The organism is Flavobacterium sp. N1994 (assembly GCF_025947145.1).
GTDB lineage: Bacteria > Bacteroidota > Bacteroidia > Flavobacteriales > Flavobacteriaceae > Flavobacterium.
Genome location: NZ_CP109999.1, coordinates 1,318,865 through 1,344,852 on the forward strand (window position 1 = coordinate 1,318,865; position 25,988 = coordinate 1,344,852).

The window sequence follows — 25,988 nt, forward strand, 5'->3', positions numbered from 1 at the left end:
GACCGTTTTACATTTTATAAAATAATACTTCGTTAGTTTTCTTAACTTTGCCAAAAATGTGACTATGATTTCTCAAGAAACTATTGTGGCTTTAGCTTCTCCATCAGGTGCTGGTGCGATTGCCGTTATCCGACTTTCGGGACCCCATGCTTTGACTATTGCAGAACAGGTCTTTCAATCGGTGTCTAAGAAATCTATTAGCCTCCAAAAAACGCATACCATTCATTTAGGACATATTGTAGAAGAGGGAAAGGTGTTTGACCAAGTCTTATTGTCTATTTTTAAAAACCCTCACTCCTATACTGGCGAAGATGTGGTAGAGATTTCCTGTCATGGCTCGACTTACATTCAGCAACAAATCATTCAGTTACTGTTGCGAAAAGGTTGTCGCATGGCACAAGCGGGGGAATTTACTTTAAGAGCGTTTCTGAACGGTAAACTCGACTTATCTCAAGCCGAAGCGGTGGCCGATTTGATTTCTTCAGATAATGAAGCCAGTCACCAAATTGCCATGCAGCAAATGCGCGGGGGTTTCTCGAATGAAATTGGCAAACTAAGAGAAGAACTCTTAAACTTTGCTTCACTTATCGAACTCGAATTAGACTTTGCCGAAGAAGATGTAGAATTTGCCGATCGTACTCAGTTTAAAGAATTATTGACTCGCATTGAGTTTGTCTTGAAACGCTTAATCGATTCTTTTGCGGTGGGTAATGTGATTAAAAATGGGATTCCGGTAGCGATTGTGGGAGAACCTAACGTGGGGAAATCTACTTTATTGAATGCTTTATTGAATGAAGAACGCGCCATCGTTTCCGAAATTGCAGGTACTACTCGAGATACTATTGAAGACGAATTAGTCATTGGAGGCATTGGTTTCCGATTTATTGATACCGCAGGTATACGAGAAACCAAAGATGTAGTTGAAAGCATTGGCATCAAAAAAACCTTTGAAAAGATAGAACAGGCACAAGTTATCATTTATCTAATTGACAGTTCCCAATTGGCTTTAGATAATGAGAACCTCAAAGAAGTTCAGGTTGAACTCGAAAAAATAAAAAATCAGTTTCCGTTAAAAGCGTTAGTAGTTATTGGCAACAAGTCCGATAAATTATCCGAAGCTCAGGTGGATAATCTCAAATCCAATATCCCAAACATCTTATTGCTTTCGGCTAAAGAAAAGTCGGGCATAGAAGCACTTAAAAACCAACTCCTTTCTTTTGTGAATACTGGAGCCTTGCGCAATAACGAAACCATTGTGACCAACACGCGTCATTATGATTCGTTGTTAAAAGCTTTAGAAGAAATTCAAAAAGTACGCTTTGGTATGGATACTAACTTGTCTTCCGACTTGATGGCAATTGATATCAAACAAGCCTTGTATTACTTTGGCGAGATTACGGGGGAAGTAACTAATGATGAGCTTTTGGGCAACATCTTCGCTAACTTTTGTATCGGAAAATAAAACAACCTTCTCAACTGAGAAATTTCTATAAATACCACGAAAAAACTCCCAAGGCGACTTGGGAGTTTTGTTTTAAGTTAAAAAGTAAGAATGAACTAAGCTGCCAAAATATTTTTCGGGTCGCTTAGCGGAGATACACTGACCGTATTGGTCGCATATACATAAAAATAGTACACCACACCTGGCGTTAAGCTGCTAAATACTTTACGACGCGATTTGTTGGTATCATGTAACACATTAGGATCACCTGTGCTCAATTTTAATTGTCCATAGGCAAAGACCGGTTGACTTAAAGGTGCTCCTTCAGTACAAATACAACCATAATTCACAGCCCCTTTTGAGGTGATGGGTTGTATGTCGACTATAATTTCACCCGCTACACTGGTACGTTTTAACACAAAGTATTCTGGCTTATTCAAAATAGGTACTCGTTCAAAAGTACCGCTACTTGGTGAATAGCCCGCAAGAGCGATGGTAGACACATCCCCTTGCGCTACGGAATCAACATAACTAGCCAAACTATCCAAAGAGTTGATTAACACTTGACGTTTCGTATCAAAGACCGTTTTTTTGGTTAACCCATACAGAGCATAATCTGCAGCGGCCGCGTTAAAATCAGTTAGAGATTTGGTAAAATCAGCATCACTAACAGTAGGGTTCGGAAAAACGCTGGTATTGGTATATACCCCGTTTTTTACTTCACTGGCAAAAGTGTCCAGTTTTGTAGTTCCAAACGAATGGAACTCCAACTTACAATAACGTAATTTCATAGTAAAAAAAATTTAATGATTAATAGCTTATTTTAACTTTATAGGTACCATGACTATTTACCTTACAGAAATGATGCCAAAATGTAGGATAAAGTGTTAATAAAAAGTTATATTTTTGTAGGATTTAGGAAATACAAGGGATTGCAGAGGTCTAACATTGAAGACTTTAACTCTTATTTAACGTTTTAGAACACCACTTTCTTCGTTTGGAGGGCTATTTAGTTCGTTTTGACTCCAACTTTCTTCGTTTGGAGGGTCATTTAGTTCGTTTTGACCCCAACTTTCTTTGTTTGGAGGGCCACTTAGTTCGTTTTGGCCCCAACTTTCTTCGTTTGGAGGGTCATTTAGTTCGTTTTGACCCTAACTTTCTTCGTTTGGAGGGTCACTTAGTTCGTTTTGAACCCAACTTTCTTCGTTTGGAGGGTTACTTAGTTCGTTTTGACCCCAACTTTCTTCGTTCTTAGAGCTATTTAGTTCGTTTTGACCCTAACTTTCGTTGCTTTGAGGGTAACTTTTGATGATTGTAGGACAGTTAAAGATGAATTTGTACTCTTTTTTATATATTTGAATAGTTACGGATATAAACAAGTGGTGTGAACTTGTGTATATTTAATAGCTGTAGAAGATTGTAAATACGAAAAACAAGAACGAATGAATTCCATAATAAGATACATTTTCGCAAGAGAAGTTTACAGAACATATTCAGAAAACCGAGACGAAATTGCACATCATTTAACTTTGAGTAATATTTGGAATTTTTTGTTTTCAATTTTTGCAATTATAATTATTATCAGTTTTAGTTATAGCTTTTCTAAAAAGAATGATTTAACCATTTTCCAATTAGAAAAAAACGATAGTTTATATGTAAACAATTGGAAAAATTACACTTTTGATGAAATTCCAGTTTACAGAATGGCAATAGAAAAAAATGAGTATTCAGCTGACACACTTAAAAAAGATACAATTGTAAGTTATAATCTTTCACAGAAAATAGACTCAACTTTTCAATTCAAAAAAGCTATTGGAATTTTTAATGGAGAAGCCATTAAAAATTCAGATAAAGAGGATTTAATTGGTTTTACAAGAACTTCAAATCTAAAATTGACCGAACCAAGTAGAACTGATTTTAGTTTTGATGAGAAACATAAATATTCAGACAATCTTTATATTCCTATTGAATATGTAAAAAAAATAGACACAAAAGAACCAGAAAGTAGATGGTTTCAACATTTCATTTATATGCTAATTGCCTTTTTCTCGTTTAAAAAATTAATAACTTCTTTATTCAGATTATTAAAACGCAAAGTTCCTATTTATGAACGCGTTCCTGTTTATAAAAGAGATAATCGTTATTCAAGTGGAAAAAGAATTGTGCGTTATAATTCAGTTATCAAGGAATACAGAAGATTTACAGATGAAGAACTTGAATTACATAAGAAGCAACAATTTTCTAGAATATTATATAATGGAATAACATTAATAATCTCAATGGGGCTTTTGTTTTATTTATACATTTCAAAAAACTAAACTAAATGCTAAAGAAAAAAACATACAATTTCATTAATATAAATTCGTTATTCCAAAAGTTCATTTATACTTTAATAATTTTAAATGTACTTTCTTTAATTCTCGCATCTTACAAGGAGATTTATACCAAATACGAATTGTTTTTTGAAAACTTTGAATTGTTTTCAGTCATAATTTTCTCGGTAGAATATATCTTAAGGTTTTGGACAGCAGATTTAGATTATGAAAAAGGCTCCCCTTTTTCAAAAAGAATGAAATTCAGCTTATCTGCTTTTGGCTTAATTGATTTATTTGCAATTTTGCCTTTTTATTTGCCTCTACTCTTTCCTTTCGATTTAAGAGTTTTGAGAATCTTGCGTTTATTCAGATTATTGAGAATATTTAAACTGGGAAGATTATCAAAGTCACTTCAAACCATCACAAGTGTTTTAAAAGAATCGAAATCAGAATTATCAATAACCTTATTTGTTGCATTTATATTGATGATTTTATCATCAACTCTAATGTATTATGTAGAAAATGAAGCTCAACCTGACAAGTTTGAAAATATTGGACAATCCCTTTGGTGGTCAGTTGCAACTTTAACAACTGTAGGTTATGGCGACATATACCCAATTACAGGTTTAGGAAAAATTTTAAGTTCTATAATTGCACTTATCGGAATTGGATTTGTTGCTTTGCCAACAGGAATAATAAGTTCAGCATTTATTAGTAGAATGCAAAAAGATAAAGAAAATGGAAAAGAATGTGAATGCCCGAATTGCGGAACAAAATTCTAATTAAAAACAAAAAGCATCAGCCAGCAGCCGTTTCTCACAATTCCTTCGGCAGTCGCTACGCTCGTGTGTGCATTTTGTAGTAACCTCACGTTCGCGTTTCGCAAGAATTTTTATCTTTAACAGAAAATAAAAAGTTCCGAAGTTCGCAACTAAATATAGCCGCGACACGTTAGCACTCATTTTAGCCAAACTACTTAAAATCGAATTTATCCACAGAACTTGACAATAATGTTTAAAGAATATAAGTATTTTAAAGTCTTACTAATTTTGACAACTTTATGGTTTTTTATTGTAATGAGTAAAAATTATTACATAACAAACAAGACTCCGAAGTTAAATTTTGAAATAGTTAAAATTAATAAATACTACGAAAGACATTCTTTTAAATCAGATGCAATAGTTAAAATTAATAACAAGAATTATGTTTTTGAAGTTCACCCACATAATTATGATGTTTTCAAGAAAACAGGAAAAGTTGATTTTAATGTATATTATGATTTTATGTTAAATAAATTTATTACAACTTCTGATTATATTTTTTCTAGAAATTTATTTTTTCTTTTAGTTTTTTTGAGCTTAATCATATTTATAATTAATTATCAACAGAGAATTAGAGTTTGGTTTGAAAAATTAATGAAGTAATTAAAAAACGAGTGCTAAAAGCCGTTTCAAGCACTTGCGCATTTTGTGGTACCCTCACGTTTGCGTTTCACAAGAATTTTTATCTTTAACAAAAAATAAAAAGTTCCGAAGTTCGTTACTTTGTGAAGCGGCGGAACGTTAGTGGTACAATTTCAACACATGAGAAAACTTAGACTTTTATTGGTAATTTTCATATTAACGTTTTTTGTCGGGTGCGCTTGGCTAGACGAAAGCGAAGTTAAGAAAATAGAAGGCAGTTATGTGACTTATTGGGGTGATTTAGAATCTAACAGAGGAATATGTAAAGGTACAATCGGCGGTTCAATATTTGAGATTATTGTAGATTCTTATGTTTATTCAGTTGGTCATAGTGACAAATTTATATTTGCAAAAACTCATTTTGGAAATAATCCCGATATTCATTATTACATAATTGACACAATTAAAAATGTGAAATCGAAGAAAGGTGTTTATGGACCTTTAAATAAAATTCAATTTGATAGTCTAACTAAGCAATTGAAAATAGCAAAGATTAAGTTTGATATGAATTTTAACGAGCATCCATAAAAATACTACCGCTTACAGCGGTTTCGCGCACTTGCGCATTTTGCAGTAAGTTCACGTCTATAATCGGAAAATCGAAAAGTACATTATTACAGAGCAAAAAGTATCATTCTACACCAGAATACCAAAAAAATAAAAAAGGCGCTAAAATTCAATTTAAACGCCCTTTTAATACTATTTAAACACCATAATATCCGTATAGGTTGCATTGAAGTTTACTGAATTAGTTACAAACGACCTATTCGCATCCTTGAATGGATTACCCACAGTACTATTCTCAATCCATTCACACAGTTCAATTATTGAGGATTTATTACTGGTAAAGTAGAAGTATCTGGTACCATCAAGCACAGTCAGAACATCTAAATAGTCCGCAAGCTTCCAGTAACTCTTATATGCTTTCACATCAGTAGATAAATATGGCGGATCAACTAAAAAGACAACACACTCATTATCCTTAAATGCTTGAAATATCTTCTTATAGTCATCGGCCACACGCTCAACACCCTCAAGATAACCATCAGCACTATAGTCACTCATTCGAATAGTATTGTATAACGTAGCCTTCTGGAACTCCTGCAGGTTCAAATGATACTTACCACTAAACAAAATAGAGCTGCTTATAGTAATCCAATCAACAAACCCTGCTTTATCTTCCAGTTCTAAACGGCTCAATATTGCACTTTTATAAGGGTCATCTATCTTTTTATCTTTTGGATATCCCTCTAAAATCACTCTAATATCTGCTAATAAAGCGTTTGTTTTAGCGATATTTTGAAGCCTTTTTGAAAAATTATCGTAATCATTGTAAATTACTCTAGCTTTTGGATAAAGCTGTTTGACTGTGTGCGATAATAACCCAGAACCTCCAAATAAATCCACATAAATTGCGTTATCTGGATAGTTTTCTAAAGCTTTGTTAAAATCTTTCAAAAAGTTGCGTTTTTGTCCCATAAACGGCAATGGTGCAGTGATAAAATTCTTCGTTTTTTTAGTCATTTTTTTGATTAATTATTTGTTTTATTGATTAATGATTTGTATATTTATAGTGTGTTTAAGGGTTATTTATGCACCTACATTTAGCGTAAATGTGGCGGTTTTTCCATCGAGCAATTGATTAGTTGCTTCGAGGTTATTCTCGTAGATATGCACATTGCCTAAGTACAATGTTATGCTCTTTAATTGCACATTAATTTGTTTACTTATCAAATACAAGTGATAGATATCACAAGGTAATCCGAGCGATGCGTCTGAGCTTCTTTGATATGCAGTAACTACCAACTTATTATTTTCAATTTGAAATTGCACCAGGCTTAAACACGGCTGCTGGTTGCTCTCAGTGTTGGTGGAACCTAAAAACAAAACATAATTCTTTGACGGCCGCTTTTCTCGGTTAATTTTATCAATAAGCTTTGGCAGCTGTTCAAAGTAAGTTGGATAACTGTTGACTAAGATTGGGCCACAGTAATCCCACCAATTTACTCCAATATTTCTGTAGGCTTCTGTTGACCGCTCACCACTCATAAATAAGCTCAACTCTTCCTTAAGCTTCTTTTTAACTAACGGATGCCCTTCGAATAACTCCAATAAGTCAATTGGCTTTAGTTCAAGTGATTGATTTAGCAAATAAGTAATTGCACCTTTTTTGTTCTCCTGGCGTTTCCCTCTCTTGACGATTTTCGTCAAAATTTCATGATACTTGTTCATTTTTTTGATTGATGATTGATGATTATTATTATACCTTTGCGCCTCTCAAGGAAATTATTAAACATAACAAAGCCAGCATCAGAAGACATTTGTCCTCCAACGCTGGCTTTGTGCTATTATTAATTACCTTGAGAAGTTTTTTTTAATGTTGGAGGACTTTTTTTCTCTCCTCCTGAGAATGTTATAAATCTATACCTTGGGCTTGTATAAATATTTCGTCTACTTGATCATTAGTCATCTGCAATATATTTTGTAATAAACCAACCGTTTGACTTTGCCTTTCAATTGTTGTACCAAATTGCCAAATATTGAGTGCTGCAGTTTTTATTGGATCCTCCAAACTATTTAAAGCATCTTCGATAATGGTTTCCTTATCATTAAGTTTCAAAATGGTTCTTATTCTCCAAAGAGCAACTTCTACAGGAACCGGAACCACTTCAATAACTGCAACACCCTCGTAAAATTCTTTTTTGGAAATACTGTAATAAGGATTTGAAAATTCTCCAGTAGGATAATCATCAATTAACGTTTGGTCACCACTAAGTTCTACCTCAATTGCAGTAACAAAAAGTACTTTTTCAGTTTTTTTATCAATTACTGTTTTCATTTTAAACTTTGATTTCAACGCTTTCTATTTGACAAGTTGACCCACTATTAGTAGGCGTTATCGATACATAGACATAAACGTTATTAGTTGTATTATCACAAGCTGCAGAAACTCCACTTCCGAATGCTCCAATATCTGTGTAGTTATTATTACCTGCTGTTACTAAAGAAGCTGTCATTATATTACCCCCTTTAAGAGTAAATTTTCTAGCAATTTGCATCTGAGGATTAAAATTACCTGCTGTTTGTGGCGAGGCAATTAAAGTAGCGGTTGCAAAATTATTAGTTGAATTTACTCTAATATTTACAGTATAGCCTCCACTAAATCCAGTTCTTGTAGTATATACAAACAAATCCAAAAACCCACTTGTGGGTAAAGTACCAGGAGTAAACGTATAAGTTTTGAGCAATGTTTCCGATGTAGTTCCAGTTACATTAACACTAGTAACATCATTAACTATTCTTTTAACCCTAGTGGATAATTCATTAGTAATAGCATTCTGAGTCATAGAGCCATCAGTACCGGAACCTGTACCAGTATAAAGCTTTCCTTTCCCTTTTACAGAACTACTTGCATCTGGAACAGGATTAGTTAAATCCAATGATTTCACATTACCGGCATCATCTCTATAAAATAAAAGTTTGTCCTTTTGGTTAATGGCAATTTCGCCATCAGCCAAAGAACTTGGTACCGTTCCGGTAGTATTGCTCCTTTTTATTTTAATAGTGTTTGCCATAATTAAAATGTACCGCCGTCAATCGTTGAGTTACCATCAAGCTTAGAAGCAAGAGAAGCAGTTATTGTTGATGCAAAATTTGGATCGTTACCTAGAGCAGCCGCAAGCTCGTTCAAAGTATCCAATGCTCCTGGGGCAGAATTTACCAAAGCATTAATTGCAGCCGTAACAGATGCTGTAGTAGCATAACTAGCAGCGGCAATTCCGCCCAACTTATCTGCGTTATCTGCATTGTCAACTTTGCCATTATTGTTGGTATCATAAACTGATTTTTGCATATCAGCTCCAGCACCGGCTACAACAAAAGGACCAACTATGGTACTAACATCTTTTTTAATATAGAAGGCATTATCAGGAGCAACAAAAATAATTTCTCGTGTTGCTTGAAAATCGGTTAATACAGGAGCTCCTGTTGTTGTTTTGGTTCTAAGTCTAATTATATTACTCATAATCTTTTATTTAAAATATTAATCCTCCGTCAATGTTCGGGTTTTGAAATTGGTTGTTCCATTCTTGCTCAGTTCCAACAAAACCATATTTAACTGCAATCTGATAAGCCGATAATCCATCTCTAAAAACAGATAAAACTACATTAACGGGCGCGGATTGAACAACCTCAATAATATTAGGTTTACCACAAGTTACTGTTACTTTAATTGCCTCCGGTGATGTAATGTTTACAAGCATTATTCAACTATTTTTTTTATCCCTTTAAATACTACTCTGCTTGAGTTTTGCTCAATGATTTCAAAGTAAAAATCACCTGAGGTTAAATTCTGTTCAGCCGGAGCAATAATTAAAGTCATTATTTTTTCAATAACCTCAATAGTTTTATAAACTACAGGCTCTGCGGGTGGAGCATCGACTTGAACATAAAAAGTTTCTGGAATAGTAAGAGCTGTCGTTTTTTTATCCGTTGTCCAAACTTTGTAGACATAAGAGCCAACCCAATTTTGCTCAGCCTCAAAATAAATCGGTACAATTTCATTTTTACCAATAGTCGCAATGTTTACAATACCCGCTATACTTGGGTCTATAGTTACCTGTTGTTTCATAATTATAATTGTTCAAATTCTATGTAGGCATGAGAAAACTCACCGCCATCAGATGTAGCTCCTTGTTGTGGAAAATAAACATTTTTTAATGCTACAAATCCTCCTTGATTAAACCAGGATGCCTTTACAAAACCTCCAGTATCAATAGTTATATTTAAAGGATCCTGAATTCTCACAACAGTCGTAGGAAAAAAAGGAATATTTGTTAACCAATAATCATCTACTTGATTTACTGTAATTTCATATCCTAAGCTATTTACTGATGCATCAAAAACATCACCACTTAGCGTCCCAAATGCTATTTTTCGACTAGGTAGAGTTGGCTCTGGTATATCAGTTGAACTTAAAAATATGAATTGGGCTTCAGTCAATGGAACATGTCCTATTCCATAAGTTCCCTCTTTACCAACAAATGCATAGACATACTGAATTTCTCCAACTTTATAAACTACAAAAGAAGGCTCTAAAAACGTTCTAGGAGTGTTAGTATTAAGATAAGTAATGAATGGAACTGAAATTGTACCTAAGTCAATCTTTCTGCTAGGATGAAAATTAGCCGGGTTAGGATTTGCAATAGCCCAAAGTACTGTTAATCTATTCAATAAAAAATTATAGTCAGCAGCAGACTCATACGTTTTTGGGTCTTTACCAACTGCCCAGGCTAATCGCTCAGGAGTATCAATTTTTTGAGGTGGATTTCCGTTCTGTAACATTAGATTGTATGTTGAGATATAGTTAATAATCTTGAGTAATAAGCTGCTAAGAAGTCATCAATATCGCCATCCAATAATGAGTAAAGTGTATTACTCATTGTTTTGATTTTAGTATTACCACGATTCTTTTCAATGGCTAAATAAAACAATCGGCTAACTTCATCCATTGGGAAGTACTGACCATCATAAGAGAACTTATTATCATCAATTCCTTGTTTTTTTGTTCGTTCTAATTTCAAACTATTCTCTATAATCCACTCAGCTTCAAAAACTGCCATTTCTGCTGGAGTTCTATCTTCTAAAACACCTGAAACAATCTTTTTAGGACAAACGCCAAAAACATTGTAAGGAAAAGGAACTTCATCTTCAGGTATAATCAAAGGATCATCTGCATACTCAGAAGCTGCAAATTCAGCAGGAGTAAAACTTCCAACTGAAATCCAAGAAATAAAGGGTTTATTTGCTAATGCTATCGCATTAAAATACGTCTGTTTCATAGCTTAATTTGTTATATCTGGAGTTAGTATTATTTGAAATTTTACACTTTGATTATTAGAATTAAATCTATCTACAAGGGCTAACTTAAAAGATGTTGAAGTGTGTTCTCTGGTATGATAATTAATCAATCCGTCAGCTGCATAATCACTACCAGAACCAACTTGATTAATAATAACTTTATAGTCAGAAGTTCCTATATCTGGAAATGATAAAGTAACCAATGCTCTATCACCAATCAAATCACCATGGATATAAGTAAATTGCTTCAAGTAAGTAATTAGAAGGCCATCTGGTTTGTCTAAAACTTCATTTGCTGCTCCAGCAGGAGCTATCCAACTAGGTTTAATATTAACCTGTGCGCCTGGTTGAATTCCTAATAATTTTATGACTTGAGCATTAGTAAAATTATTATCCGTATGAACATAAGCAGCATCATGAACTAGATCGGTAGGGATATCCACTAAAGTAGACCAAGCCACCACATCATTATATGGTATTCTAATAAAGGAACTTAGTGCAGTTCCTGCTGCATCTACAATTGCATTTATTGCAGTAAATACAGCCGGGTTAGTTCCATTTTCAAACGACAATGAACTTGTAACTACATTTTTTTTAATTTTAGTTGCTGTGGTTTCAGTTCCCGAAGTTGTTCCTGCAAAAGGGCAAAGAACACCATCTATGTACATGATACCAGGACCAATATTACCAGCTGCAAGCTCACAACCAGAAACAATGAAATTTCCAACATTCGGAACTCTCAAATGACCCATTAAGGCATCAAGAATTCCAAAGGTATTTGACTGCATTTTATCAAATGTAGGTTGCTCTAATCTGTAGCCACCTAATCGACTAAAATCTATAATGTTACTCATATCGTATAAGTTTGAATATTATATAATTTGCCTACACTGGCATATTTATCAAATTGTGCTCTTAAATCTTGCTCATCAAACACAACTGTGTCCGGTATAAAAATTGTAAAACTGAAAGGATTCACATTTTCATTCATCTGTTTAATAAAGACCTCATTAGAGTTTGTACTATCACCTAAAAAGACTGCACTATTTTCAAGGGGTTGATATATAAAAACAGAACCAGGGCGTGGTATATTTTCTATATAAATCTTCTTGGTTGTTTCATGCATATTTGGGTCAAATCCAGAAATATTATAATAGTCATTCAACACCTTTTCAAGATAAATCTTGGAGCTATTATGTTGTGAAGTATACAAAGTTTCCTGTTGTATTATAGCCAATGGAGTAACAACTGCATCCAAAAAAGACATAACCATTTCCTTTCTTAAAATATTAGGAATAAGCTCTCTGTTGAGTTTAAATAAATCGGGATTATGCCAAACTACCATAACTCATATAGTTTATTGTTAAATCGGCATCATCAATTATAAAATATCCAGAACTAGAAACTCTATAAATTCCTGCATCAACAAATGGAAGTGATTCATATTTCCATTCTAATGTTGTTAGGTTAATAAGTTTAACTCCAGCCGCACTCTCCAATTGTGATTCAAATTTATTTTTAACAAAAGCACCATTGAACTCAATGTTTTCTAAGTACTCTTTTATAGCATCTTTAACAGGGAAAGTATCTTCTGTAGCATTTTTAAGTTTACCGGTTCCTATTTCAATTGCAATTGGATCTATGTAAACATCAACAACAACTTTTAATTTGTCTGGAGCTTTATTAATTAATGTAATAGGAACTCCCGGAGTTGCATTTATCGATATCCAATACAAGATACTTTGAGCTTGATCATTAGTTACAGGTTGTAAAACACCTCCAACTTCTGTAGCAATTTTTACAATTATTCCTTCTGCAGTTGTTATTACAGCATTTCGTTTAATTATTCTTCTTGCTTTAATCTCATCTTCAGTAAGCCCAGATAAATCTTGTTGATATCTTCCATTGACATGAATCACTGGTGCGCCATCAACATAGGAAGCAACCATTGCTTTAAAATTAAGCTCATTCTGTTGCAAATTAACTAATGCATTTAGTTCAGCAGTTTGCTCATGGGCCATAATAGAAAATGCAATGTTGTCAAACAATATATTTTCAAGAGAAACAATTGAAAACTCCTGCTCAAAGCTGTTACCAGCTGTTAAACCATATTTTGCTATAACATCTGGATTACTGATGAAATCATCAGTCATTAACTTTTTTATTTCCTTGTGAGATCTAGCCATTTTAAAATCCTATTGGGAATTCACCTTCTGGGAATCCATAATTATCACTTACGTTATTCGCCAATTGCACATATCTTGTTGCTGGCCTATTATCCTCTGTAAAAAAATTAACTACATTTTTTTTAGTTATGCTACTTGATTTAACCTCATTACCAACAACCAAATCATCTGTAATATTAATTCCATTTTCAACTGCCATCTCAACAGCATTTGTAACATCACCAGTACACTCAAGCACTTTGTCTAAAAAAGACTGACCACTATAAACAATTTTTTTACTCATAGCCTGCATCAATTTTAAGTGTCTTATCCTTTGATAGTTCAATAGATTTTACTTTCATGCCATCTTTAGTAAAATCCTCTCTAATTCGATGTCGATAACGTAAATAATCATCGTCTAATAATAAATCGCCAATTGCTACTCCTATAGTCGGATTAAATTTCAATTCTCCTGGATTAACAATTAATAAAATTGCTTGATTTTGATGAAGCGTATTACCAACAACCAAACCTTGAGTTATCAATCCTTCAGTATCACGTACAACATCAATTTTTAAATCAATATTATCTGAATTCCCATCTGTTAACTGAATTGCTAAATCTTTCATTTAAACAGTATTTAAAATCAAATTAAACGATGTTTTTATTTGTTCAAATTGAGTTATTGAAGCTGGATTTAATGCTCCAGTTGTCATGTCTGAATTTATGATTTGAATTCCTGCAATGCTATCTATCAAATTATTCATTAATGATCCAAAGTTTGCTCCTTGCTTTTTCAAAGTAACTTTACCAGTAGTTCCATCAACTTCAAATTCAAAATCTGCTTTTTTATAAGCTATCTTTTCTACACTATCTACCTTAATAACTACTAAACCACTCAACTTTCCAGTTTGACTTAATACCATTACTTCACTTCCAACTTTTGGAGTAATAAGTAAGCTATCAGTATCATCTGAAATCGTTGCTTTTAATCGAACATCAGATAGAACGAGCTCACTCAATAATTTAATAGTACAAGTATCACCTTCAACAGAAACTATTGTTGCTGTAATTGGAAGATTTGGATTAGCTCCAATCAATTCAATTAATGCCTTTTTTATTTCCGCTGCTACATCCATTTATGCACTTAATTTTACTCCAATTTTAACGGTGCGTTTCGCTCCATTTTCATTAATACTTGTTGTAACTCCAGTTACATAATATGTTCCATTCTTTTCTGGATAATCTTCATCTCTGATTTTTGCCGAATAGGTTGGTGCAACAAATGGAACTAACCATGTATCAATTGAACCTTCATACATATCAGCTGAACGTCTCAATAATTCAGCATTGGCAATTTTAATTCTACTTGCTGCATCGACAGAACCTACTTTAAGTGTAATCTTATCACCACCACTGGTTCCAACAGTGTGACTTTCTACCTTGCCTTTTAAGTTGGTACTCTCTACAGTTACTTCAACTTTCCGGTCAAGTGCTTTTTTAAATTCTAAAGAACTCTTTTCAACGTTATCCTGCATTGAGTAAATTACTTCTCCAGCTTTTTCTAAATAAGGCGGATGAATATGTAATTCTTTCTTTTCCGTGTTGAAATAAATATTGGCTTTAGTTTCTTCAGCTAATTTTTTCAAAACATCATAGCCTGTTTCTTGATGAATAACAAACTTTTCATAAGTGATATCATAATCACAAACCAACTTGAAACTTGGGTCAATTTGATTAATCAGAAGTTGTGCTATTTTTGGCAATGATGTTGGTTTTAATTCCACATCCTTAACTCCTTTTCTAAAAAGGAATAAAGCATCCTCACACTTAATTTTCAAAGAACTATCGTTGGATAACACATCTTCAACATAACCAACAAACTCGGTCACTAAATCTTGATCATAACCCGATTTAATAATAACTTCCGAACCTCGTTTAACTTGATTTCCAATATTTAAAACTTGATTCATAACTGCTTCAGGAAGTGTTATAGAAGCTGTATCAACAAGATTGTCAACTGAGCAATCAATATCAATACTTGCAATAGTTTCTAGTCTATAAGTATCTCCATCAGTTTTAAATTTTATACTCCAAATCTCATTATACATTATTCTTTTACCAATAGATTATATGAAAAATCACTGACCAATTTTATATCGTAAGCTTGAACATTTTCTCCTTTTGAAAAAGGAAAACTATAATCTTCTACAACCACTTTTGTTATACCCAATGCCTCCAATGGTGGAGAATACACATAGAATTCTTTTTCATATATCAAAAATTCAAATAGTTCTTGCAATTGCTGTTTTGGATAACAATCTTCTACTGAACCTTTCAATAAACTACCTATAAGAACTCCTGTAACTTGTATATCAAAATCTTTTCGTGACCATCTTTCTTTTACTGTTCCAATAAGTTTATTTCCTTGTTTAGCAACATTTCTTTTCACAATGTTATTACCAGAACTAATGTTAATCATTGGTTCATAAGGAAACAACCACTTTTGTCCATCTTTAGTAAAACTGAATGATAAAGGAAAAAATTGTTGTGCTTCAGGAGTTGGTGCATCAGATTCATTTATTTTAAAACTAGGATTTATAGTTTTAGCAGCAGTAACAGAATTATCATTTTGTTGCAAAGGCAAAAAAGGAATATTAGGCAAAACATGTTTGCTCAATTCATTTTGCACCATTTGTGAACGTTGATATAAACCAATGTTTCTAACACCCATTAAACTGGCAAATAATATGTCTTGATTAGTTAAACTCATTATGATCCTGTTGCGGTTGTTGCCATTGTTATAACTCTTAATAATCCGTCGGCTACTTCATCTCCTGCTTTGACAGCTACATCTTTTGCACTTACTACTACATCTTTCAAACCGTTTACCTCATGAATTGTAATGGTGAAGTAATTATGTTTTGTTCCGCCTGTAGCTACTGCCTCATTATATTTTTGTACTTTACTAGCTCCAGAACCAGCTCCTACAGCACCTCCTTTTCCAAAATCAGTACCAGGAATATTTGCTTCTGAAATTTTGTTGTCTGTAGTTTTACCTTCTTTTTTAAAATGAACAGAAGTTGCCGCTAATATTACTTCCTTACCTGCTTGTAATGTGTAATCTTTTACCTTTTTAGCTGATTCTAATAATGCCTTTTGCCTTGCATCTGCATCGGCATTAATTTTAGCAATTGCTGCAGCATTTGAATTATCAGCACTTAAAAAATCCTGTAGCTCAAGCCAACCAACTTTAATTAAATCGATTGCTACCAAAAAAGGTTCAACTAATAAACCAAAATATAATTTCACAGCTTCAACAAATGCAGCAATGATTAATTTTCCAGCATTCATAGTATGCTTCCATGCTTTGCCCCAACCTTCTGTTTTAGAGACAACAATTGCAATCGCGGCAATTAAAGCTATTACTGCCAAGACAATTAAAACTATTGGATTCATAGCCATTACAGCATTAAAAACCATTTGAACTGCTGACCAAACTTTGGTAGCTTTAGAAACAGTATTAGTCCAAAGCTCTTGCATTTTTGTAGCACTGGTTAATGTTCCAATTACTGTAGTGGCACCATTAAAAAGCGGCATTAAGTTGCTAAAATCTCTGGTTGTATTTCCAATTACATTTGCATAACCTAACCAACCATTTGTTGAATTAAAAAGTGAAATTTTAAAATCATCAATCTGAGCTTGTAATCTTTTATTTTTCTCAAGCGGTGTGTCCATAACAACTGCTGCTTGCTCATAAGCAGTATTAGTACCTTGAATAACTTTAGTTAATCTACCCATTTCATCGGTTCCAGAAATAAGAGCAATGGCTGCAGCAATATTTTCACGACCAAATAGTTTAGTCATTAAAGCTTGATCACCCATAACTTTTTTAAGTGGCTCAAGACGTTCTTTTAAAGTTTTAGATCGGTCGCCTAAATTATTAATGTCAACCCCAGCAGACTTTAAATTTGTAATAACTTCTTTAGGTAAAAATCTTCCCTCTGCTAATGTTGACATTACATTTCGTAATGCAACGCCTCCCTCAGCTCCTTTCTTACCTGCTTTATCTAAAACTTGTATTCCGGCATTTGTTTCTGCAAAACTTACATTAGCTGTTTTTGCAGCAAGCCCCGCTTGCTCTAAAGCACTTTTAATTTCTGGTAGTTCCGCTGACCCTTCTTTTGCTGCTGCCGCCATGATATTCATCATAGTAGACATATCTTTAGAGGCACGTATTGGGTCAGTCATTGAAACCTGGTACTGATTCATTGCAGTTGTGAGAACCTCGGTTGCTGCAACAGTATCGCCACCCATGGTTTTAGACAATGTAGCAACTGAATTACCCATTGCTTGAAGCGCTTTTGGTTGCTTAGCAATTTCAGGTGTAAGCTTTGATAATATTATCTTATAGGCTTCAACACCGTCAGCAGCAGAACCTCCAAAAGTTTTAGCATTTTCACGAGCATAACCTTCAATTTCTTTTAATCCTTTACCAGTTTGTCCAGTAATCGCTGATAAATCAGCAAGACTAGAACTCAATTTTATTCCAGGATCATTCAAAGAAGTTAGGCCATCAGCAGCAGCACTAATATTCTGAATCATAGCGTTCATATTTACGCTATTTAATTGCTTCTGAATTTTATCAATACCCTTATGAACGTTGGTTTCAAAAGTGTTAAATGAAGAATTAACCTTTTCAAAGTTGCTATTAATCTGAATAATATAACTTAAGGTATTGCTCATTTAGCGTTTTCTTTTTTTCTAATGAATTCTAATTCTTTGTAGCGTTGCGCCCATTCGGTATCCGATAAGTCATCAGGATTGGCTATATTCATGTAATAGCGCAATTGGGCATTAGTTACTCGAAGCCAATCTTTTTCGTCAACTTCTGATGACTCTAGTACTTTACCAGCTCTGCTTTTTTGAATTCAATTACTTGATCCAATTTTGATGATGCCGCCAAGAACAAGCTATCATCTGTAAGTATTTCTTCATCACCACCAATCCAACAGTTTTTCAAAATAACTTCGTTAAACTTCATTGGGTCAGAACCAACTTGAGAGGCAAAGCTTAAAGCTTTACGGTCTGGTTTTTTTAAGTAGCATACTTTATCCTCAATGACAATTCCAAAGAATTCGCCATACTGTGCTTTCCAAGATGCTATTTGTTCCGGGCATGCGGTTTTTTCTGAAATTGCGTGTGTTGTTGTTTCTTGAGTATTCATTTTGTTTGTTTTATTTTAAAAGTCCCAATTGCTTGGGACTTTTGTTATACATTTTTCTTTATTCCCAATGCTAAGAATGGAAGTGTTACAGGCATAAACTTATCCCCTTGTTTAGAAGCTTCCTCATTTTCACCTATTGATACTCCTGTAATCTTATTAGTTCGCATTACATCACCATTTGCTGGATTTCCGTAATGGACTAAAATATCAAATCGAGCAGTTGTAATATCACCTCCAGCAGCATCTTCTAATTGGTCAAAACCTCCTTTTAAAAGTTCTAGTTCTCCTTCATAAGAAGCATTACCTTTTTGAATTGCATAAGGTTCACGTCCTTTAGCATAGATTCCTTCTTGCTCTACTTTCTTTTTATATTTTACTGCTCTTATTGCGAGTAAATCAATTCCACCAGCAGAAACAGTAATATCTGCCCATTCGTATTCTCTACTATTAAAACTCATGTTTTTTTGTATTAAGAGTTAAGTGTAAACCCGATTGTGAATTCTAAAATCCTACCGTAACCTTTTGGCTTTACTTTAATTTTACCTTTTATCTTTCCGGTAGTTTTAACATTATTTGTCAAATCAACTAATGCTCTAACTCCTGTATCATTTGCCTTTGTAACATCAACTGAAAGCTCTCCATTGGCACTCATTTCTTGAGCAATTACTCGCTCAATTTCAGCTTCAATAACTTTAGCATCAATTGGTGAAAGTTTTCCACCATCAACGAGGTTAAAATCATCAAGAGTGTAGTTCACTAAAGTTGAGTTGGCCAAGATGAATGCTTTGTCAATAACTCGACGGTCGCGAATGAAGTGATAATCATCTTCTACCGTACATGCCAATATGTCTTCACAGATATAAAAGCCAGTCTTACCAACATGTGTTGTCGGAACAATAAACCCTTTGTCGTATAAAGGATCAATATTTACTTGCTCAGCTGGAGTGTCCAAAACGTAAAATTGTAAAGGTTTCAATGCTCCACTTTTCACACGTCCGGCACTAATATGAACTTGAATTTTTGCTAATCTTCCGGCAAGAACTCCAACCGCTGCACCTTTAGATGCTGTTGCTCCAGTTCTAGCTTCAGTATCACCAATCATAACTGCTACACGATTAAAAGTAGTTTCTGAAAATCCAACTAAATCAGCAGGAACACCGGTATAATTATACCCCTCAATAATGAAAACTACTGGTGCAATCTTATTATCTGTAAAATCATCAGCTATTGCTTGAGCCGCTGCTAATGTTGCAGGAAAATCTACTCGCAATCCATTTTCTGTTTCTGTTTCTTCAACAGATGGAGCATATTTACACGTTACAAAACGAATTCTTCTATTGGCAGCAGTTAATACAACTTGGCTATCATCAACCAATTCATCTAAAGTTCTGGTTTTGGCAACACCATAAATCCAGAGTTCGGTTCCGTCTCCAGCTTCAGCATAAAACTCTTTAATAGTTTTATGAAGTTCATAGTTGGCTACTGTAGGCAATATGCCTAACGTTTCAGCTTCGTTTAAACTAAATACCGTATAATGGGTATTTAAAGCAAAGCCATCGTTTGCGGTAGCACTTGAAACGATTGCACAAATACCGTCAGGACTTGTGGCAACCACTCCAAGATTACCGTTTTCGAATGCTACATCTACACTAGGTTTTTCCATTATGCTTGAGTTGTATTTGCTTCTTTAACTTTAGCTTGCTCAGCTAAAAGAATAGGATAAATGACATCTTGCTTTTCTGAATCAGCAGTCAAACCTAATGCTCTGAATAATTTCACAGCATCATTGTATTTTGTATTTGCTGAATCAAATGCTAACAAAGATTTCTCTAATTCTGCTTTTGCTTCTTTTGCTTTTTCTTGCTCTGCAAGTTGTAAAGCTTCTTTTTCTTCTTCAGACAATTCCTCGTCTTTGATCACATCCAAAAACAGTTCATTAAAAACAGTTTCAACAGTTTTAACTTCTAAGTTTTTAGCATGGTTTTTGGCATCATTTTCATTGTAGAAAGCTTCGCCATCAGAAGTACTATAGTATTTCTCTAATTTGGGGTTTTGTTTAAAAACGTCGTCCATAACTTTAATTTTGATTTTAGAATTAACCCAATGATTAGTACCAGGAATAAAATAGAAAGGATGCGAAATCCTTTAATCTGGAACTGCTGCCAAAAAGTTAAAATGTTAGTGAATTTTGTAACGGTTATTGTCCTATATTGGATGTCTTGAACTTGTGTTGACTTCCAAAAAGCAAATAGTTTTTCTGCTTCAGCTTTACAGTCAACTTTTAATTCATTGTTATCAATCCGAACCTTTGGACTTTTTAATTTCCGTCCTGGTTCGGCTTGAGTAACTTCTTTCACAACTACTTTTCCTTCTCTACATTCAAGTAAAGCTCTGTAAGTGCTGCTATCTATTTCAGTTTTAAAAATTGTATCATGTACCGTTTCAACTGATTTAGTTGATGTAACTTCCTTATCTGTTACTGATGGTTTCGTGCTTGAGCACGAAACCATAGCAAACAAGACAAACAAGAACAACAATTTTATTTTCGTTTTCATACTCTTAAAAATGCTTTTATAGTATTAATTTTTCTTCCGTTTGGTTTTTGACAAACTTCATATCCTTCTCGGCTTCCGTCTTCATTAGAATTACCTTCTACCGTATTGATTTTATCAATAAAAGCATCATCTACAAATCCTATGTGACCTTGACCTTTTCCGAAATCCATAATGAATAAATCCCCTTTTTGTGGAGTTTTTACCACATACTTTTGGCTCTTATTCAATTGATCTAATACTCCGGCTGTTTTAGCTAGTGGGTTTGGAACTCCTAGCTGTTTTGAAGCTTCTTGATAACACCAATAAACAAATGCCTCGCACCAAGCATAGCCTTTACCTAAGCCTACCGATTTAAGATATTTTTCAACTGCTGGACCAGCGTTTGAACCTCTTGGTATTTCTTGAACTCCAAGTTGTGTTTTGGCTATTTCAAGTGCTCTTAATGCTAATGTGCTCATTCTGTTTTACCGTTTAGTTGTTTGAATTTCTTTATTTCAGTTGTCAACGTTTCGATAGAATCCATTAACTCTTTTATGTGTGTTTGAAGCTGCTTTTTTTCGATATCTTGAGTTTCAATAATCTTATCGCGTTCAGTAATTTTTCCATTAAGATTATCAATGATTTCAAGACACTGGTTTATCCTTTTAGTAGCATCGTCTAATAGATTTTGATAAAACGTAGCTGACTTAGCTTCGTTATCAATTTCAGTTGATTTGGATTCGGCTTTGTTTTTTCTCCATTCTATTATTTTAAGAATAAAAGCAGTAAGCCCAGAGGCAAGGACAGGATAAACAACAGTTTCTAACACGTTAATAAGTTTTAAGGAATAGCCACTATCAACTGATAGTGGCCATTGATTTATTAATAAATAGCAGCTACTGCTCTAGCTTGAAAAGGAACCGCAATAAAATAATGACGGTAGTTCAATTCATTAGCCTGTGTTCTAGGATTGATAGCAGCTGGAGTGAAATATTGCTTTGTAAAACCTGTTTTTTTAGCAATTGCACCTACCCAATAAGCTACAGAAGCCTCACGATCACCTGTTGCTTTTACAGCACCAAAAGCTTTTTTAGCTCCTGCTGAAGTAAACAATGGATTACCATTGTATTGATACAACTCAAAACCTGCAATAATTGGAGCTGGCATACCAGTGTTGTAGTTTACCAACTTATCACCAAAATACTTTCTATCTCTCAAGATGTCGTTCCAGTGACGGTAACACAATACTAATCTTCTTCCTTCTACAGGAATAGTATCATCTGCATCTAATCTGTCCTTTAATGTTACCAAATCATTATAAGTTAATGTTGGTAAACCACCCGCAACTAATGGGTCTCCTGTTGCAACAATTACAGGAGTATAAAGTGAATCAGAGGCAGGAGCAATAGCATGTATTGCTTTTTTAAACTTTTTAGAATTGATTGCTTTAACGTGGCCTTTTGTGGCAGGATCAATCACGTTATATGAAGCTCCAACAATTTTATCATCCGAAAGTGTTGTAACTTCTGTTTGATATTTGTCAAGAGCAACAACAACTTCATCGTCTGTGTAACTCTGTAACGCAATTGGATAAGCAGTGTTATTCAATAATACGTTAGGATTAAAATTGGTTCTAGGAATGTGAATAACATTCATTTCTGAAGCTTCACCCGATCCCATTTCGGCAACTGTAGTATCTAATTCAGGAATTCCATCCAACCAGGGTGCTACATCTGTTGTAGTTAAGTTTTGAATAACTCTATTTACCCAAACCTCTGCAAAATTTGCTGGCATATTTTTTTATTTATTGATTAAGAAAATAATTTTTTGTACTCTTCTGGACTATCATTTTTGAATGATAATTGTTGTTCAACAGAAAGCTTTTGGAATTCTTCCATAGTTACCACAGTTGCAGAACCATTTCCAGAAGGAATAACCAGACCAGCTGTAAAATTTGCTTTAGGAGCAATAGATGCTAATACTGTATCTAATCCGCTTTCAGAAGCTAATCCTAAACTGATCATTTCCTCTTTTTTATCAGCTCCAAATTTTCCTTGAGTAATACCCAATTCTACTTTGGTAGTGATTCTAGTTTTTGCCTCAGCTTCTTGAGTTTCTTTGATTTTTTGAGCTGCAAGTTTCAAGCCCTCATTTTCAATTTCAAGTGCTTTTAATTTGGTAGCTAAGTCTAAAACTTTACTTTCAACATCTGAAGCATCATGCCCCTCCGTTGGTTGGTCTTTATAACCTAATGCCATAAGACATGCTACGCTTAAAAGGATTTTTTTCATATTACTGTTTTTTAGATTTAAGTTTGGATTTCCCTCGTTTTGAAAAGACAAGCATAAGTTTTGAATTTCAGACTCTTCCAAGATTTTACCATCAACACTATAAATAGCGATTGAATTTCTATTGGATGGAACTGGAACTATTGAAGCTTCGACTAATTCCCATTCTTTTAAAATGAGTTTATCCCCGATTCTTTCCATAGAATCCCAGTCTGGTAAAATTCCCATCGAAGCCCCTTTTATAAAATCTCGCTCGACTTGGCCAGATATTTCCAAACCAATTGGTCTGTCTACATCAAATTCAGGTTCGGCTTGAATAATACCATCCATGACAGTCAAATTCGACCAACGACCAATAACATTTTCATTTAAGTTAACATGATTAGAAAGCATCACAGGATTGCTTTTAAAACGATCCAGTTTACCTCCAGATGTTAATATGAAAAAGCCATAACTGTTTTGAACAGTATCATCATTTAGAACAAAAACTTTTGATTTTGGCATTACTTATTTTTCAGCTTAACAAAGCGATTTGTCCGCTTTTGAGATGACAAATATTAGTAGATAGCTTTTCTAAATAAAATTAATGCACGGCTGTTGAACACTTGTGTAGCAAGACCTAACAGATGTGTAAAGCAAGTAAACGGTAATTTTTTTAAGAGCTTCTAATACTTCAATTTTGAAACAAATAATTAGAAAATGGCAAGGTCAAAAGATGGCATAAGAGTTAAAGCCGAAGCTCTTTATATGGAAAATATAGAAGTAACTCAAAAAGAAGTTGCAGAATTATTTAAAGTAACAGAAAAGACAATTGGTGAATGGGTGAAAAAATATGATTGGGAGCAAAAACGTTTGGACTTTCATGCATCACCAACAAAAATTAAACAATTGCTTCAGAAAGAATTATTAAAAATTGCTAATGGTGAAAAGGCAACACTTCCTGCCGATAGCATTTCTAAATTAATGGCAACACTTGACCGTTTAAATAAGCAAGCCGATCCAATAGTTGTACATAGTATACTGAAAGAATTAGACCTGTTCATTTCTCAAATTGACCCTGCATTTGCTTCAAAATGCACAACATTTCACAAGCAATTTTTACAATTCAGAATAAGTTTAGAAAACTAATGAGTATAGAGAATTCAAAATATTTAAAGTTACTCCAAGACTACGATAAACATTGCATTCGTATTGGTCAAGCCACTTCTATTAATATACATGAAAGCGCTCAACAAAAAAGAGATAGAATTAAAAAATTAGAGAGTAACTACATTGATTGGTTTGAGTACTATTTTCCAAATTATGCAAAGAAAAAATGTGGTTGGTTTCATAAGAAAATGGCAGACATAATTATTAAAAACAAGCGTCTACGCTTTGTAGCTGAAATGTTTAGAAGTGCTGGTAAGTCTGTACATATTGATATGGGAATTCCATTATTTCTATACTTAGTTCTTGGCCAATTAAAGTTCATGCTATTAATCGGAGAAACAGAACCAAAGGCAAATACTTTATTAAGCGGAATACAAGGACAGTTACAATTTAATAACCGTTTAAAAAATGATTATGGTGAAAAATTCCAACAAGGAAGTTGGGCTGATGGAGATTTTACGACTGTAGACGGCACTAAGTTTATGTCACTTGGTTTTGGACAAAATCCAAGGGGTGCAAGAGAGCAAGCTGAAAGACCGGACTATATCGCTGTTGATGATGTTGATAGTAAAAAACACGTAAATAACGATAGATTAATGCGTGAGTCTGTTGATATGATTACCGAAGATATTTGGGGTTGTTTCGATGCCGATGATGATGCTATAGAGAGATTTGTTTATGCTAATAATAACTTCCATAAAAATAGTATTACCAATAGACTAAAACTTTATTTTAAAGAAGTCATTAAAAATCAAGATGAGGATGATCTTACAGATACATTGTATTCTATTCTAACAGTTTGTGCTGTTAAAGATACTGCAACTTTTGAACCTGAATGGAAAGAAAAAACAAGTGCAGATTTTTGGAAAAAGAAATTTAACAAAATGCCTTATCGTTCCTTCATGCGTGAGTATATGCACGTTCACATTGAAGATGGTGCTATTTTTAAATATGAAGATATCCAACGAAAAAAGGCACTCCCGCTAAAAGATTATGAAGCTCTGTGTTTTTATGGCGATTTGTCATATAAGGCAAACGCTGATTACAAAGCACTTGTTTTAGTAGGGATAAAAGGCAAAGAATTTCATATACTATTAGCCTATTTACAACAAAAAAGCCGAGCTCACTCTGCAAAATGGCTTTATGATATGTATGAATTATATAATCTAGAAAACTTTAACATTCGGTATAAAATTGAAGGGCTTTTTGCCATGGATGAGTTTGTATCTGACTTTGATGCTGAAGGTGAAAAGAGAGGTTATTACATTCCAGTTTCAGCAGACAAAAGAAGTAAAGCTGATAAATATGATAGAATTGAAAGTCTTAATGGACACTTTGAACGCAAGAATGTTTTTTTCAATTCTGATGAAATTCCAAACAATGATATGCAGGTTTTAATTGATCAGTTTTTAGCCTTTGAAAAAGGAAGTAATTCTCACGACGATGGTCCAGATGCAACACACGGGGCATTTTCATATTTAAACCAAAAGAGCAGAATATCCAGAGCTAGTTATGCTTTTGGAGAAAGAAGTAACCGTAAATATTAA

Annotated in this window: 34 protein-coding genes; 6 read left to right on the forward strand and 28 right to left on the reverse strand. The window is 33.9% G+C overall.

The annotated features are described in order from the left end of the window. Positions 1 to 64: 64 nt before the first annotated feature. On the forward strand, positions 65 to 1,462 hold the full coding sequence (gene mnmE / locus OLM53_RS05930; protein ID WP_264522119.1) for a tRNA uridine-5-carboxymethylaminomethyl(34) synthesis GTPase MnmE: 1,398 nt from the start codon (positions 65 to 67) through the stop codon (positions 1,460 to 1,462). Between the two features lie 95 nt (positions 1,463 to 1,557). On the opposite strand, the gene OLM53_RS05935 is transcribed toward mnmE, so the two are convergent. Continuing rightward, complete coding sequence (locus tag OLM53_RS05935) at positions 1,558 to 2,232, reverse strand: hypothetical protein (protein WP_264522120.1); 675 nt, start codon at positions 2,230 to 2,232, stop codon at positions 1,558 to 1,560. A 651-nt stretch (positions 2,233 to 2,883) separates the two neighbouring features. Between OLM53_RS05935 and OLM53_RS05940 the strand changes: the two genes are divergently transcribed. From OLM53_RS05940 to OLM53_RS05950, 3 genes are all read left to right on the forward strand, one after another. After that, entirely contained in the window at positions 2,884 to 3,759 is an 876-nt protein-coding gene (locus OLM53_RS05940) for a hypothetical protein (RefSeq protein ID WP_264522121.1), read from the forward strand. Between the two features lie 5 nt (positions 3,760 to 3,764). Then, the gene (locus tag OLM53_RS05945) at positions 3,765 to 4,538 is read left to right on the forward strand and encodes an ion transporter (RefSeq protein ID WP_264522122.1); all 774 of its coding nucleotides are present in this window, start codon (positions 3,765 to 3,767) and stop codon (positions 4,536 to 4,538) included. An 801-nt stretch (positions 4,539 to 5,339) separates the two neighbouring features. Beyond that, positions 5,340 to 5,747 carry a DUF3997 domain-containing protein gene (locus tag OLM53_RS05950; protein WP_264522123.1) on the forward strand — a complete coding sequence of 136 codons (408 nt, stop codon included), beginning with the start codon at positions 5,340 to 5,342 and terminating at the stop codon, positions 5,745 to 5,747. A 171-nt stretch (positions 5,748 to 5,918) separates the two neighbouring features. On the opposite strand, the gene OLM53_RS05955 is transcribed toward OLM53_RS05950, so the two are convergent. The 27 genes from OLM53_RS05955 to OLM53_RS06085 all read right to left on the reverse strand — a co-directional run bounded on the left by OLM53_RS05955 (position 5,919) and on the right by OLM53_RS06085 (position 23,796). Further along, positions 5,919 to 6,743 (reverse strand): DNA adenine methylase, encoded by an 825-nt coding sequence (locus tag OLM53_RS05955; RefSeq protein WP_264522124.1) that lies wholly within the window; start codon positions 6,741 to 6,743, stop codon positions 5,919 to 5,921. A gap of 66 nt (positions 6,744 to 6,809) precedes the next feature. Beyond that, positions 6,810 to 7,451 (reverse strand): thymidylate synthase, encoded by a 642-nt coding sequence (locus OLM53_RS05960; RefSeq protein ID WP_264522125.1) that lies wholly within the window; start codon positions 7,449 to 7,451, stop codon positions 6,810 to 6,812. Between the two features lie 181 nt (positions 7,452 to 7,632). Further along, the gene (locus OLM53_RS05965; protein WP_264522126.1) at positions 7,633 to 8,058 is read right to left on the reverse strand and encodes a hypothetical protein; all 426 of its coding nucleotides are present in this window, start codon (positions 8,056 to 8,058) and stop codon (positions 7,633 to 7,635) included. A gap of 1 nt (position 8,059) precedes the next feature. After that, positions 8,060 to 8,794 (reverse strand): hypothetical protein, encoded by a 735-nt coding sequence (locus tag OLM53_RS05970; protein WP_264522127.1) that lies wholly within the window; start codon positions 8,792 to 8,794, stop codon positions 8,060 to 8,062. 2 nt (positions 8,795 to 8,796) lie between these two features. Next, entirely contained in the window at positions 8,797 to 9,243 is a 447-nt protein-coding gene (locus OLM53_RS05975; protein ID WP_264522128.1) for a hypothetical protein, read from the reverse strand. 10 nt (positions 9,244 to 9,253) lie between these two features. After that, positions 9,254 to 9,481, reverse strand: a complete 228-nt coding sequence (locus OLM53_RS05980; protein ID WP_264522129.1) for a hypothetical protein — start codon at positions 9,479 to 9,481, stop codon at positions 9,254 to 9,256. Further along, a complete protein-coding gene (locus OLM53_RS05985; RefSeq protein WP_264522130.1) occupies positions 9,481 to 9,849 on the reverse strand; it encodes a hypothetical protein in 369 nt (122 codons plus the stop codon). The genes OLM53_RS05980 and OLM53_RS05985 overlap by 1 nt, the downstream gene beginning before the upstream one ends. A gap of 2 nt (positions 9,850 to 9,851) precedes the next feature. Beyond that, the gene (locus OLM53_RS05990; RefSeq protein WP_264522131.1) at positions 9,852 to 10,562 is read right to left on the reverse strand and encodes a hypothetical protein; all 711 of its coding nucleotides are present in this window, start codon (positions 10,560 to 10,562) and stop codon (positions 9,852 to 9,854) included. Next, positions 10,562 to 11,059, reverse strand: a complete 498-nt coding sequence (locus OLM53_RS05995; protein ID WP_264522132.1) for a hypothetical protein — start codon at positions 11,057 to 11,059, stop codon at positions 10,562 to 10,564. The genes OLM53_RS05990 and OLM53_RS05995 overlap by 1 nt, the downstream gene beginning before the upstream one ends. Positions 11,060 to 11,062: 3 nt before the next feature. Beyond that, positions 11,063 to 11,932 carry a hypothetical protein gene (locus OLM53_RS06000; RefSeq protein WP_264522133.1) on the reverse strand — a complete coding sequence of 290 codons (870 nt, stop codon included), beginning with the start codon at positions 11,930 to 11,932 and terminating at the stop codon, positions 11,063 to 11,065. Then, the gene (locus OLM53_RS06005) at positions 11,929 to 12,423 is read right to left on the reverse strand and encodes a hypothetical protein (protein WP_264522134.1); all 495 of its coding nucleotides are present in this window, start codon (positions 12,421 to 12,423) and stop codon (positions 11,929 to 11,931) included. The genes OLM53_RS06000 and OLM53_RS06005 overlap by 4 nt, the downstream gene beginning before the upstream one ends. Then, a complete protein-coding gene (locus OLM53_RS06010; protein WP_264522135.1) occupies positions 12,407 to 13,264 on the reverse strand; it encodes a hypothetical protein in 858 nt (285 codons plus the stop codon). The genes OLM53_RS06005 and OLM53_RS06010 overlap by 17 nt, the downstream gene beginning before the upstream one ends. A gap of 1 nt (position 13,265) precedes the next feature. After that, positions 13,266 to 13,547, reverse strand: coding sequence for a hypothetical protein (locus OLM53_RS06015; protein WP_264522136.1), 282 nt, complete (start codon positions 13,545 to 13,547; stop codon positions 13,266 to 13,268). Continuing rightward, positions 13,540 to 13,872: a hypothetical protein gene (locus OLM53_RS06020; protein ID WP_264522137.1), complete on the reverse strand. Its 333-nt coding sequence runs from the start codon at positions 13,870 to 13,872 to the stop codon at positions 13,540 to 13,542. The genes OLM53_RS06015 and OLM53_RS06020 overlap by 8 nt, the downstream gene beginning before the upstream one ends. Then, positions 13,873 to 14,382: a hypothetical protein gene (locus OLM53_RS06025; protein WP_264522138.1), complete on the reverse strand. Its 510-nt coding sequence runs from the start codon at positions 14,380 to 14,382 to the stop codon at positions 13,873 to 13,875. After that, positions 14,383 to 15,354 carry a hypothetical protein gene (locus OLM53_RS06030; RefSeq protein WP_264522139.1) on the reverse strand — a complete coding sequence of 324 codons (972 nt, stop codon included), beginning with the start codon at positions 15,352 to 15,354 and terminating at the stop codon, positions 14,383 to 14,385. It lies immediately after the preceding gene. Next, positions 15,354 to 16,016 (reverse strand): DUF6046 domain-containing protein, encoded by a 663-nt coding sequence (locus OLM53_RS06035; protein ID WP_264522140.1) that lies wholly within the window; start codon positions 16,014 to 16,016, stop codon positions 15,354 to 15,356. The genes OLM53_RS06030 and OLM53_RS06035 overlap by 1 nt, the downstream gene beginning before the upstream one ends. After that, on the reverse strand, positions 16,016 to 17,989 hold the full coding sequence (locus tag OLM53_RS06040; RefSeq protein ID WP_264522141.1) for a phage tail tape measure protein: 1,974 nt from the start codon (positions 17,987 to 17,989) through the stop codon (positions 16,016 to 16,018). Before OLM53_RS06040 ends, OLM53_RS06035 begins: the two co-directional genes overlap by 1 nt. Before the next feature lie 154 nt (positions 17,990 to 18,143). Then, the gene (locus OLM53_RS06045; RefSeq protein WP_264522142.1) at positions 18,144 to 18,470 is read right to left on the reverse strand and encodes a hypothetical protein; all 327 of its coding nucleotides are present in this window, start codon (positions 18,468 to 18,470) and stop codon (positions 18,144 to 18,146) included. 44 nt (positions 18,471 to 18,514) lie between these two features. After that, complete coding sequence (locus tag OLM53_RS06050) at positions 18,515 to 18,928, reverse strand: hypothetical protein (protein ID WP_264522143.1); 414 nt, start codon at positions 18,926 to 18,928, stop codon at positions 18,515 to 18,517. Between the two features lie 11 nt (positions 18,929 to 18,939). Continuing rightward, positions 18,940 to 20,133, reverse strand: a complete 1,194-nt coding sequence (locus tag OLM53_RS06055; RefSeq protein WP_264522144.1) for a DUF2586 domain-containing protein — start codon at positions 20,131 to 20,133, stop codon at positions 18,940 to 18,942. Next, positions 20,133 to 20,543 carry a hypothetical protein gene (locus OLM53_RS06060; protein ID WP_264522145.1) on the reverse strand — a complete coding sequence of 137 codons (411 nt, stop codon included), beginning with the start codon at positions 20,541 to 20,543 and terminating at the stop codon, positions 20,133 to 20,135. Before OLM53_RS06060 ends, OLM53_RS06055 begins: the two co-directional genes overlap by 1 nt. Next, entirely contained in the window at positions 20,510 to 21,025 is a 516-nt protein-coding gene (locus OLM53_RS06065; RefSeq protein WP_264522146.1) for a hypothetical protein, read from the reverse strand. Before OLM53_RS06065 ends, OLM53_RS06060 begins: the two co-directional genes overlap by 34 nt. Next, the gene (locus OLM53_RS06070; RefSeq protein ID WP_264522147.1) at positions 21,022 to 21,483 is read right to left on the reverse strand and encodes a CHAP domain-containing protein; all 462 of its coding nucleotides are present in this window, start codon (positions 21,481 to 21,483) and stop codon (positions 21,022 to 21,024) included. Before OLM53_RS06070 ends, OLM53_RS06065 begins: the two co-directional genes overlap by 4 nt. Beyond that, a complete protein-coding gene (locus tag OLM53_RS06075) occupies positions 21,480 to 21,833 on the reverse strand; it encodes a hypothetical protein (protein ID WP_264522148.1) in 354 nt (117 codons plus the stop codon). The genes OLM53_RS06070 and OLM53_RS06075 overlap by 4 nt, the downstream gene beginning before the upstream one ends. A gap of 53 nt (positions 21,834 to 21,886) precedes the next feature. After that, the gene (locus tag OLM53_RS06080; RefSeq protein WP_264522149.1) at positions 21,887 to 22,798 is read right to left on the reverse strand and encodes a hypothetical protein; all 912 of its coding nucleotides are present in this window, start codon (positions 22,796 to 22,798) and stop codon (positions 21,887 to 21,889) included. A 17-nt stretch (positions 22,799 to 22,815) separates the two neighbouring features. Further along, on the reverse strand, positions 22,816 to 23,796 hold the full coding sequence (locus OLM53_RS06085; RefSeq protein WP_264522150.1) for an HK97 family phage prohead protease: 981 nt from the start codon (positions 23,794 to 23,796) through the stop codon (positions 22,816 to 22,818). 195 nt (positions 23,797 to 23,991) lie between these two features. Between OLM53_RS06085 and OLM53_RS06090 the strand changes: the two genes are divergently transcribed. Both OLM53_RS06090 and terL read left to right on the forward strand, forming a co-directional pair. Next, positions 23,992 to 24,420 carry a hypothetical protein gene (locus OLM53_RS06090; RefSeq protein ID WP_264522151.1) on the forward strand — a complete coding sequence of 143 codons (429 nt, stop codon included), beginning with the start codon at positions 23,992 to 23,994 and terminating at the stop codon, positions 24,418 to 24,420. After that, on the forward strand, positions 24,420 to 25,988 hold the full coding sequence (gene terL / locus OLM53_RS06095) for a phage terminase large subunit (RefSeq protein WP_264522152.1): 1,569 nt from the start codon (positions 24,420 to 24,422) through the stop codon (positions 25,986 to 25,988). Before OLM53_RS06090 ends, terL begins: the two co-directional genes overlap by 1 nt.

Bases quoted from the DNA above. Each gene is read 5' to 3' on its own strand.
- OLM53_RS06030 (WP_264522139.1), bottom strand. From the start codon at position 15,354: ATGTATAATGAGATTTGGAGTATAAAATTTAAAACTGATGGAGATACT.
- OLM53_RS06080 (WP_264522149.1), bottom strand. From the start codon at position 22,798: ATGCCAGCAAATTTTGCAGAGGTTTGGGTAAATAGAGTTATTCAAAAC.
- OLM53_RS05950 (WP_264522123.1), top strand. From the start codon at position 5,340: ATGAGAAAACTTAGACTTTTATTGGTAATTTTCATATTAACGTTTTTT.
- OLM53_RS06035 (WP_264522140.1), bottom strand. From the start codon at position 16,016: ATGAGTTTAACTAATCAAGACATATTATTTGCCAGTTTAATGGGTGTT.
- OLM53_RS05960 (WP_264522125.1), bottom strand. From the start codon at position 7,451: ATGAACAAGTATCATGAAATTTTGACGAAAATCGTCAAGAGAGGGAAA.
- OLM53_RS06015 (WP_264522136.1), bottom strand. From the start codon at position 13,547: ATGAGTAAAAAAATTGTTTATAGTGGTCAGTCTTTTTTAGACAAAGTG.
- OLM53_RS05990 (WP_264522131.1), bottom strand. From the start codon at position 10,562: ATGTTACAGAACGGAAATCCACCTCAAAAAATTGATACTCCTGAGCGA.
- OLM53_RS06060 (WP_264522145.1), bottom strand. From the start codon at position 20,543: ATGGACGACGTTTTTAAACAAAACCCCAAATTAGAGAAATACTATAGT.
- terL (WP_264522152.1), top strand. From the start codon at position 24,420: ATGAGTATAGAGAATTCAAAATATTTAAAGTTACTCCAAGACTACGAT.
- OLM53_RS05995 (WP_264522132.1), bottom strand. From the start codon at position 11,059: ATGAAACAGACGTATTTTAATGCGATAGCATTAGCAAATAAACCCTTT.
- OLM53_RS05955 (WP_264522124.1), bottom strand. From the start codon at position 6,743: ATGACTAAAAAAACGAAGAATTTTATCACTGCACCATTGCCGTTTATG.
- OLM53_RS06045 (WP_264522142.1), bottom strand. From the start codon at position 18,470: ATGAATACTCAAGAAACAACAACACACGCAATTTCAGAAAAAACCGCA.
- OLM53_RS06085 (WP_264522150.1), bottom strand. From the start codon at position 23,796: ATGCCAAAATCAAAAGTTTTTGTTCTAAATGATGATACTGTTCAAAAC.
- OLM53_RS05945 (WP_264522122.1), top strand. From the start codon at position 3,765: ATGCTAAAGAAAAAAACATACAATTTCATTAATATAAATTCGTTATTC.
- OLM53_RS05970 (WP_264522127.1), bottom strand. From the start codon at position 8,794: ATGGCAAACACTATTAAAATAAAAAGGAGCAATACTACCGGAACGGTA.
- OLM53_RS06010 (WP_264522135.1), bottom strand. From the start codon at position 13,264: ATGGCTAGATCTCACAAGGAAATAAAAAAGTTAATGACTGATGATTTC.
- mnmE (WP_264522119.1), top strand. From the start codon at position 65: ATGATTTCTCAAGAAACTATTGTGGCTTTAGCTTCTCCATCAGGTGCT.
- OLM53_RS06000 (WP_264522133.1), bottom strand. From the start codon at position 11,932: ATGAGTAACATTATAGATTTTAGTCGATTAGGTGGCTACAGATTAGAG.
- OLM53_RS06005 (WP_264522134.1), bottom strand. From the start codon at position 12,423: ATGGTAGTTTGGCATAATCCCGATTTATTTAAACTCAACAGAGAGCTT.
- OLM53_RS05940 (WP_264522121.1), top strand. From the start codon at position 2,884: ATGAATTCCATAATAAGATACATTTTCGCAAGAGAAGTTTACAGAACA.
- OLM53_RS06065 (WP_264522146.1), bottom strand. From the start codon at position 21,025: ATGAAAACGAAAATAAAATTGTTGTTCTTGTTTGTCTTGTTTGCTATG.
- OLM53_RS05980 (WP_264522129.1), bottom strand. From the start codon at position 9,481: ATGCTTGTAAACATTACATCACCGGAGGCAATTAAAGTAACAGTAACT.
- OLM53_RS05965 (WP_264522126.1), bottom strand. From the start codon at position 8,058: ATGAAAACAGTAATTGATAAAAAAACTGAAAAAGTACTTTTTGTTACT.
- OLM53_RS06020 (WP_264522137.1), bottom strand. From the start codon at position 13,872: ATGAAAGATTTAGCAATTCAGTTAACAGATGGGAATTCAGATAATATT.
- OLM53_RS05975 (WP_264522128.1), bottom strand. From the start codon at position 9,243: ATGAGTAATATAATTAGACTTAGAACCAAAACAACAACAGGAGCTCCT.
- OLM53_RS05985 (WP_264522130.1), bottom strand. From the start codon at position 9,849: ATGAAACAACAGGTAACTATAGACCCAAGTATAGCGGGTATTGTAAAC.
- OLM53_RS06090 (WP_264522151.1), top strand. From the start codon at position 23,992: ATGGCAAGGTCAAAAGATGGCATAAGAGTTAAAGCCGAAGCTCTTTAT.
- OLM53_RS06040 (WP_264522141.1), bottom strand. From the start codon at position 17,989: ATGAGCAATACCTTAAGTTATATTATTCAGATTAATAGCAACTTTGAA.
- OLM53_RS06025 (WP_264522138.1), bottom strand. From the start codon at position 14,382: ATGGATGTAGCAGCGGAAATAAAAAAGGCATTAATTGAATTGATTGGA.
- OLM53_RS06050 (WP_264522143.1), bottom strand. From the start codon at position 18,928: ATGAGTTTTAATAGTAGAGAATACGAATGGGCAGATATTACTGTTTCT.
- OLM53_RS06070 (WP_264522147.1), bottom strand. From the start codon at position 21,483: ATGAGCACATTAGCATTAAGAGCACTTGAAATAGCCAAAACACAACTT.
- OLM53_RS06055 (WP_264522144.1), bottom strand. From the start codon at position 20,133: ATGGAAAAACCTAGTGTAGATGTAGCATTCGAAAACGGTAATCTTGGA.
- OLM53_RS05935 (WP_264522120.1), bottom strand. From the start codon at position 2,232: ATGAAATTACGTTATTGTAAGTTGGAGTTCCATTCGTTTGGAACTACA.